Origin of the sequence: Actinophytocola sp. NPDC049390 (assembly GCF_044466355.1) — a bacterium.
In the GTDB taxonomy this organism is placed as follows: domain Bacteria; phylum Actinomycetota; class Actinomycetes; order Mycobacteriales; family Pseudonocardiaceae; genus Actinophytocola.
In genome coordinates this window covers 322,818-329,197 of sequence record NZ_JBITMQ010000012.1, presented here as the reverse complement: position 1 = coordinate 329,197, position 6,380 = coordinate 322,818, and the positions used below count along the sequence as shown (strand labels likewise).

General features: G+C 72.1%; 7 protein-coding genes. 4 read left to right on the top strand and 3 right to left on the bottom strand.

From position 1 onward, the window contains the following. Nucleotides 1-120 precede the first annotated feature (120 nt). Nucleotides 121-1,008, bottom strand: coding sequence for a hypothetical protein (locus ACIBVP_RS31270; protein ID WP_396109973.1), 888 nt, complete (start codon nucleotides 1,006-1,008; stop codon nucleotides 121-123). Continuing rightward, the gene (locus tag ACIBVP_RS31265) at nucleotides 1,005-1,340 is read right to left on the bottom strand and encodes a PadR family transcriptional regulator (RefSeq protein WP_396109971.1); all 336 of its coding nucleotides are present in this window, start codon (nucleotides 1,338-1,340) and stop codon (nucleotides 1,005-1,007) included. Before ACIBVP_RS31265 ends, ACIBVP_RS31270 begins: the two co-directional genes overlap by 4 nt. Before the next feature lie 289 nt (nucleotides 1,341-1,629). On the opposite strand from ACIBVP_RS31265, the gene ACIBVP_RS31260 reads away from it, so the two are divergent. The 4 genes from ACIBVP_RS31260 (at nucleotide 1,630) to ACIBVP_RS31245 (ending at nucleotide 5,056) form a co-directional block, all read left to right on the top strand. Next, a complete protein-coding gene (locus ACIBVP_RS31260) occupies nucleotides 1,630-2,736 on the top strand; it encodes a sensor histidine kinase (RefSeq protein WP_396109970.1) in 1,107 nt (368 codons plus the stop codon). Next, complete coding sequence (locus ACIBVP_RS31255) at nucleotides 2,733-3,389, top strand: response regulator (RefSeq protein WP_396109969.1); 657 nt, start codon at nucleotides 2,733-2,735, stop codon at nucleotides 3,387-3,389. The genes ACIBVP_RS31260 and ACIBVP_RS31255 overlap by 4 nt, the downstream gene beginning before the upstream one ends. A 72-nt stretch (nucleotides 3,390-3,461) precedes the next feature. Continuing rightward, nucleotides 3,462-4,079 carry a DUF2306 domain-containing protein gene (locus ACIBVP_RS31250; RefSeq protein ID WP_396109968.1) on the top strand — a complete coding sequence of 206 codons (618 nt, stop codon included), beginning with the start codon at nucleotides 3,462-3,464 and terminating at the stop codon, nucleotides 4,077-4,079. Continuing rightward, nucleotides 4,076-5,056, top strand: a complete 981-nt coding sequence (locus tag ACIBVP_RS31245) for an NAD(P)-dependent alcohol dehydrogenase (protein ID WP_396109967.1) — start codon at nucleotides 4,076-4,078, stop codon at nucleotides 5,054-5,056. The genes ACIBVP_RS31250 and ACIBVP_RS31245 overlap by 4 nt, the downstream gene beginning before the upstream one ends. Here ACIBVP_RS31245 and ACIBVP_RS31240 read toward each other — a convergent pair. Beyond that, on the bottom strand, nucleotides 5,008-6,378 hold the full coding sequence (locus ACIBVP_RS31240) for an NAD(P)/FAD-dependent oxidoreductase (RefSeq protein WP_396109966.1): 1,371 nt from the start codon (nucleotides 6,376-6,378) through the stop codon (nucleotides 5,008-5,010). The genes ACIBVP_RS31245 and ACIBVP_RS31240 overlap by 49 nt on opposite strands. Nucleotides 6,379-6,380: the final 2 nt, after the last annotated feature.

The following is a 6,380-nucleotide window of genomic DNA, read 5'->3' as shown; positions in this document are numbered from 1 at the left end:
GGGCGCCCCCCCCCCCCCCCTACGTTGTGCTTGTCTGCCTCCCCCCCCCGGGGCGGCCCCCCCCCCCCACCCCCACAACTCGGTGTGTCCGAGCGCGCGACTCGCGTTGTCTGTGCGGGACTAGCTGACGGTCGGCCGCCTGTTCAGGCGGACCAGCCCGCCGGAGACGACCAGGAGCAGCAGCGGCAACCCGAAGAAGATCAGCGCGGTGACCGTGTCGTTGATGGGTCCCGAGTGGAGCCACGACACCAGATGCGCGAGCAACGCGGTCATCACCGGTGTGAGGAGCACCAGGGTGGCCCGGCTGCCGGCACGGGACCAGACCTTGGTGGCCACCGCCGCGCCGACGGCCAGCGCCGCGAGCTGCGCCACCTCGGCGACCGTCTCCCCGTACCCCAGGACGCCGGTCGTCGCGACGGCAAGGACCGTCGCCGCCATCACGGCCACCGACCCCCTGCCGACCAGTTCGCGGCCGCGTGCCGGACCGGGCGACAGCGTCAGCGCGACGGCGATCACGGGCCCGAGCAGCACCCAGCCCGCCTCGGAGTAGTTCCACCGCCAGCTCATGTTGGCCATCGTGAGGAGCAGCGCCAGCCCGGCCGTTCCGACCCACGCGCCGACCGCCGCGGCCCGCCGCTTCCCGAACACAGCGAGCACGGCCACCGCGAGCCAGACGAACCAGACAGGTGCGTCCGGGACCCGCTCCAACGGCGGCACCGAGCCGATTCGGACATACCACGCCAGCTCGTGCAAGCTGACCGTCGCGCCCGCGAGGATCGCGACCGGGCCGAGCAAGCTCACGATCGCAAGCACGTCGGCGGCGATCAACCGGCGCAGGTGCAGCCGGAACGCGCCCCACACCAGGTCGATCGTGTTCCGCCAGCCCGGTCGAGTCCGCTCGCCCGCGTCCGCCACCAGCACGCCGAGCATCTCCTCGCCGTGTTGTTCGCGGTGGTCACGCGGGTAGAGCGCCAGCAGCCGCCGGTACCGCTTCTCGAGTTCGCTCACGCTGTTCCTTCCATGGGCCGTACCCGCAGACGTCGTTCCGCGACACGGGTGTTCGCCTGCATCCGTGCCACCTCGGTCGCCAACCTGGCCGCCCCCAGGTCGGTCAGCTTGTAGTACCGGCGGAGCCTGCCGTCCACGACCTCCTCCCGGTCCACGGCCACCCAGCCGTCCGAGGTCAACCGGTCCAGCGCGGTGTAGAGCGTGCCCGCCCGCAACCGCACACGACCGTCGGAGATCTCCTCGACGTCACGCAGGATCCCGTACCCGTGCAAGGGCCGGTCGGCCAGCGCGGTGAGTATCAGGAACGTCGGCTCCCGCAAAGCATCCGTCACACGAACGGTATATACCGATGATCGACTTATAGCAACCCCGCGAGTCGCGTTCTCGAACACCGCGAGTCGCGCGCCCGGGCATACCGAGTTGTCGATCTCGTGCATGTCCACGGGTCGGACCTCTGCACGAAACCGACAACTCGCGGTGTCTGAGCGCGCGACTCGCGGTGTCTCAGCGCGCGACTCGCCATGTCTGAGCGCGCGACTCGCCATGTTTGGGCGCGCGACTCGCGGGGTGGTCGTACTTTTGGGCGATTCGGGTGGGGGGTGGCGCTTTTACCATGGGGCGGTGTTCGAGCTTCTTCGGTCGGTGTGGCGGGAGGCGCGGCCCGTTCCCACGCCACCGCCCGCTTGGTGGGACTGGGCGCTGGTCGGGGTGCTCGTGCCGGTCGCCGTGCTCGAAGGGGTGCTCCGGGCCGGGCTGGACTGGCGGTGGCTTTCCGTCGTCGTGTGTGCGGGGCTTGTGTTCACGTTGCCGTTCCGGCGGTCCCGGCCGCTGCTGGTGGTCGCGATCGCGTTCGGGGTGTGCGGGCTGTCCCCGTTCGTGGTGGGGCACGCGTTTCCGCAGCAGAACGTGCTCGTGTACATGATCCTGCTGCCGTTCGCGCTCTTCCGGTGGGGTTCCGGGCGCGAGGAGGTGCTCGGGGCCGCGATCATCTACGTCAAGCTCGGGATCGACGCCGTGATGGGCTTCCTCCCGTTCGGGGACGCGCTTGCGGGCTTCTTCATCGTGTCCGCGTTGATGGCCGTCGGCGCGGCCGTGCGGTACCGGGCGCGGGCCCGGCACCGCGAACTGGACCAGGTGAAGCTCCTCGAACGCGAACGGCTCGCCCGCGACCTGCACGACACGGTCGCCCACCACGTGTCGGCCATGGCGATCCGCGCGCAGGCAGGCATCGCCACCGCGGCCGCCGACCCGGACGCGGCCGTCGACGCGCTTCGCCTCATCGACACCGAGGCGGCCCGCGCGCTCGACGAGATGCGGGGCATGGTGCGGCTCCTGCGGTCCGACCCGGCCGCCCTCTCCCCCGGGCCGCGCGTCACCGACCTCACCCGTCTCCCGCCACCGGTCGACGTCACCCTCACCGGCGACGTGGACGACCTCCCGGCACCGGTGCAGTCCGCGATCTACCGCCTCGCACAGGAAGCGGTCACCAACGCCCACCGCCACGCCAGGCACGTCACCCGCATCGAGGTCCGCGTCGACGCAGGCGACACCGAGGTGCGACTGTCCGTCCGCGACGACGGCGACCCGCCGGGACGGACCAACGGGTCCGGCTACGGCCTCGTCGGGATGGCCGAGCGCACCGAACTGCTCGGTGGCACGTGCGAGGCGGGCCCCGCACCGGACCGCGGCTGGGCCGTGACGGCCGTGCTGCCGAGGGCGACGCGGTGAGCATCCGCGTGGTGGTGGCCGACGACCAGGAGATCGTCCGCACCGGGCTCGCGATGATCCTGAACGCCCAGCCCGGCATCGAGGTCGTCGGCGAGGCGCCCGACGGAAGGCACGCGGTCGACCTGGCACGGCGGCTGCGGCCGGACGTGTGCCTGTTCGACATCCGGATGCCCGACGTGGACGGCATCGAGGCCACCCGCCGCCTCGCGGGCCCGGACGTCGCGGACCCGATGGCCGTCGTCGTGATCACGACCTTCGACCTCGACGAGTACGTCTACGCCGCGCTGCGGGCAGGCGCCCGCGGTTTCCTGCTCAAGAACGCGGGCGCCGACATGCTGTCGCAGGCCGTCCACGCCGCCGCGAGCGGCGACGCGCTGATCGCGCCGAGCGTCACGGCCCGGCTGCTCGCCACGTTCGCGGGCAACGGCCCCGGGCAGCCCCCGGTCCAGCCCATCGACCCGCTCACCGAACGCGAGGAGCAGATCCTCGTCGCCGTGGCCCGCGGGCGCACCAACAACGAGATCGCCGACGAGCACCACATCACGCTCAGCACGGTGAAGTCACACGTCACGAGCCTGATGAACAAGCTCGGGGCGCGCAACCGCGTCGAGGTCGCCATCTGGGCGTACGAGACGGGCCGGGCCCGCAGGTAGCCGAAAGTACGGCGGCACAACGGAACCATCGCCCGATGAGCCAGGGGCCGCTCGCCCGCCACCATTCTCGGTATGACGACACTGGCCCCGGCCCGCTCGCGGAAGCGGGTCACCGCCGCACTGCTCGCGCTCACCGCCGTGCCGGTCATCGCGGGTGCCTTCCGGGTCACGGAACTCGGCACCGGCGGCGCGGTCACCGACGACAACGCGCGGTTCTTCGCCGATCCCGTGCCGGTGCTGCTGCACATCGTGGGCGCGAGCCTGTTCTGCGTCCTCGGCGCGTTCCAGTTCTTACACGGTCCACGGCACCGCGTGCTCGGGCGGCTGATCGTCCCGTGTGGACTCGTCGCCGCGCTGTCCGGGACGTGGATGGCGGTGTTCTACCCGCTGCCCGCACACGACGGTGACCTGATGATGGTGCTGCGCCTGGCGTTCGGCTCGGCCATGGCCGGTGCGCTCGTGCTCGGGTTCGTCGCCGTGCGACGGCGGGACTTCGGCGCGCACCGCGCGTGGATGGTGCGCGGCTACGCCATCGGGCAGGGCGCGGGCTCCCAGGCGGTGATCTTCGGGTGCTGGATCGCGGTGGCCGGTCAACCGGACGTACTGACCAGGGCACTGCTGCTGGGCGCGGGCTGGGTGCTGAACCTCGTCGTCGCGGAATGGATCATTCGCAGGAAGGAAAACCGGTGAAGGCGATCGTGCAGAACAACTACGGCGGCCCGGAAACCCTGGCGCTCCAGGACATCCCGGCCCCGGTGGCGGGCGACGACGACGTGCTCGTCGAGGTGCGTGCCGCCGCGCTCAACGCGTGGGACTGGCACATGATGCGCGGCGACCCGTACCTGTCGCGGCTAATGGTGGGCGCGCCGCGGCGTCCGAAGAGGACGGTCCGGGGCCGCGACCTCGCCGGCGTGGTGGCCGCGGTCGGCCGGAACGTCACCGAGTTCCGGCCGGGCGACGAGGTGTACGGCGACCTCGGGTCGGCCGAGGGCGCGTTCGCCGAGTTCGCGGCCGTGCCGAAGGGCCAGGTGGCACGCAAGCCGGCCGGCCTCACGTTCGAGGAGGCGGCCGCGGTGCCCCTGGCCGCGAACACGGCGCTGATGGGCGTGCGTGACGTCGCGGACGTCCAAGCAGGGCAACGGGTTCTGGTCAACGGCGCGTCCGGCGGCGTCGGCACGTTCGCCGTGCAGCTGGCGAAGGCGTTCGGCGCCCACGTCACGGCGGTGTGCAGCACCAGGAACGTGGACCTCGTACGTGGCCTCGGCGCGGACGCGGTCGTGGACTACACCCGAGAGGACTTCACCACCGAACGCTACGACGTGGTGTTCGACCTGGTGGGAAACCGCTCTCTCACGTCGCTGCGCCGCGCGGCGGGCCCGCGCGGCACGGTGGTCCTGTCCGGCGGCGGCGTGTACGGCGGCGGCAGCGTCGTCGGCCCGGTCGGGCTGATCGTCCGCGGGCAGCTGCTGAACGCGTTCGTCCGGCAGCGACTGGTGGTGCTGGGCGAGTCGCCGAACACGCGCAACCTGGACGCACTGCGTGACCTCATCGAGGCGGGCAGGGTCACGCCGGTGGTCGACCGCACCTACCCGCTGACCGACGCCGCGGCCGCCATCCGCTACGTCGAGGAGGAGCACGCCCGCGCGAAGGTCGTCCTCTCTATGTGAGCGCTCTCCACGGGTGGCTCGCCGCCCGCGACGAACGCGTCCCTCGGGTGCTGCACCGACGCGAGCGACAGGATGTCCCGCCCGAACAGTGCCTGCGTCAGCCAGATCGCGAGCACGCGAACCTTGCGTTCCCAGCTCGGCACGGCCAGCACGTGGTAGCCGCGGTGCATGAGCCACGCGAGCAGACCGGTGATCACGATCCGCCGGTACTGGAAGATCCCGCGCCCCATCCCGAGCGTGGCGATGGCGCCGAGGCTGTGGTGGACGTACTCCTTCGGCTCCCTGCCGCGCAGCGTGGCGACGATGTTGCGGGCGAGGAGCTTGCCCTGGCGGTACGCGTGCTGCGCGTTCGGCACGGTGCGCGGCGCGTCCGGCACGGCGAGGTCGGGCACCGCGGCGGCGTCGCCCGCGGCCCACGCGTCGGGCACGGGCGCGTCGTCGGTGCCGACCCGCAGGTCGGGGCGGACCACGACGTAGCCGCGTTCATCGACGGGTAGGTCGGTGTGGCTGCCGACGACGGGGTTGGCGCCGTTGCCCGCGGTCCACACGATCAGGTCCGAGTCGAACTCCTCGCCGGTCGACAGCACCACGTGCCCGTCGACCGCGGCGGTGACCCGCGTGTTCAGGTGGACCCGCCCGCCCCGCCGGATCAGTTCCCGCACCACCCACTGGCCGGGCCGGTCGGTGACCTCGGGCAGGATGCGGCCGGTCGCCTCGACGAGGTGGAACCGCAGCTCGTCGCGGGTGATCTCCGGATAGCGCTTCAGCAGCGCGGTCGCGAGCGACAGCAGCTCGCCGAAGCCCTCCACGCCGGAGAAGCCGCCGCCGACGACCGTGACCGTCAGCAGCTTCTCCCGCAACGGCCCGGGCGGCAGCGCCGAGGCCCGATCGAACGCGGTGAGCAGCCGGTCCCGGATCGCGACGGCCTCCTCGACGTGCTTGAGGCCGATCGCGGTCTCGCCGATGCCGGGCACGGGGAACTTGCGGGTGACCGCGCCCGCGGTGACGACGATGACGTCGTAGTCCAGCTCGATGGTGTCGCCGTCGGCGGGGCGCGCGGTGACCACGCGGTGCCGGTGGTCGACGGCGGTCACCGTCGCGGCGACCACGCGGGTGGTCCGCAGGTGCCGCCGCAGCGACACGGCGGCGTGCCGCGCCTCGACCGAACCGGCCACGACCTCGGGCAGGAACGGCTGGTAGGTCATGTAGGGGCGGGGGTCGACGAGCGTGACCTCCGCTTCGCCGCGGCGGAGCTTCCGCTCGAGCCGCCAGGCGGTGTAGAAGCCGGCGTATCCGCCGCCGACGATGAGGATCCTGCGCATCG

Excerpts from the sequence above, each read along its gene's own strand:
- ACIBVP_RS31250 (WP_396109968.1), top strand. The coding sequence starts at position 3,462 with ATGACGACACTGGCCCCGGCCCGCTCGCGGAAGCGGGTCACCGCCGCA.
- ACIBVP_RS31240 (WP_396109966.1), bottom strand. The coding sequence starts at position 6,378 with ATGCGCAGGATCCTCATCGTCGGCGGCGGATACGCCGGCTTCTACACC.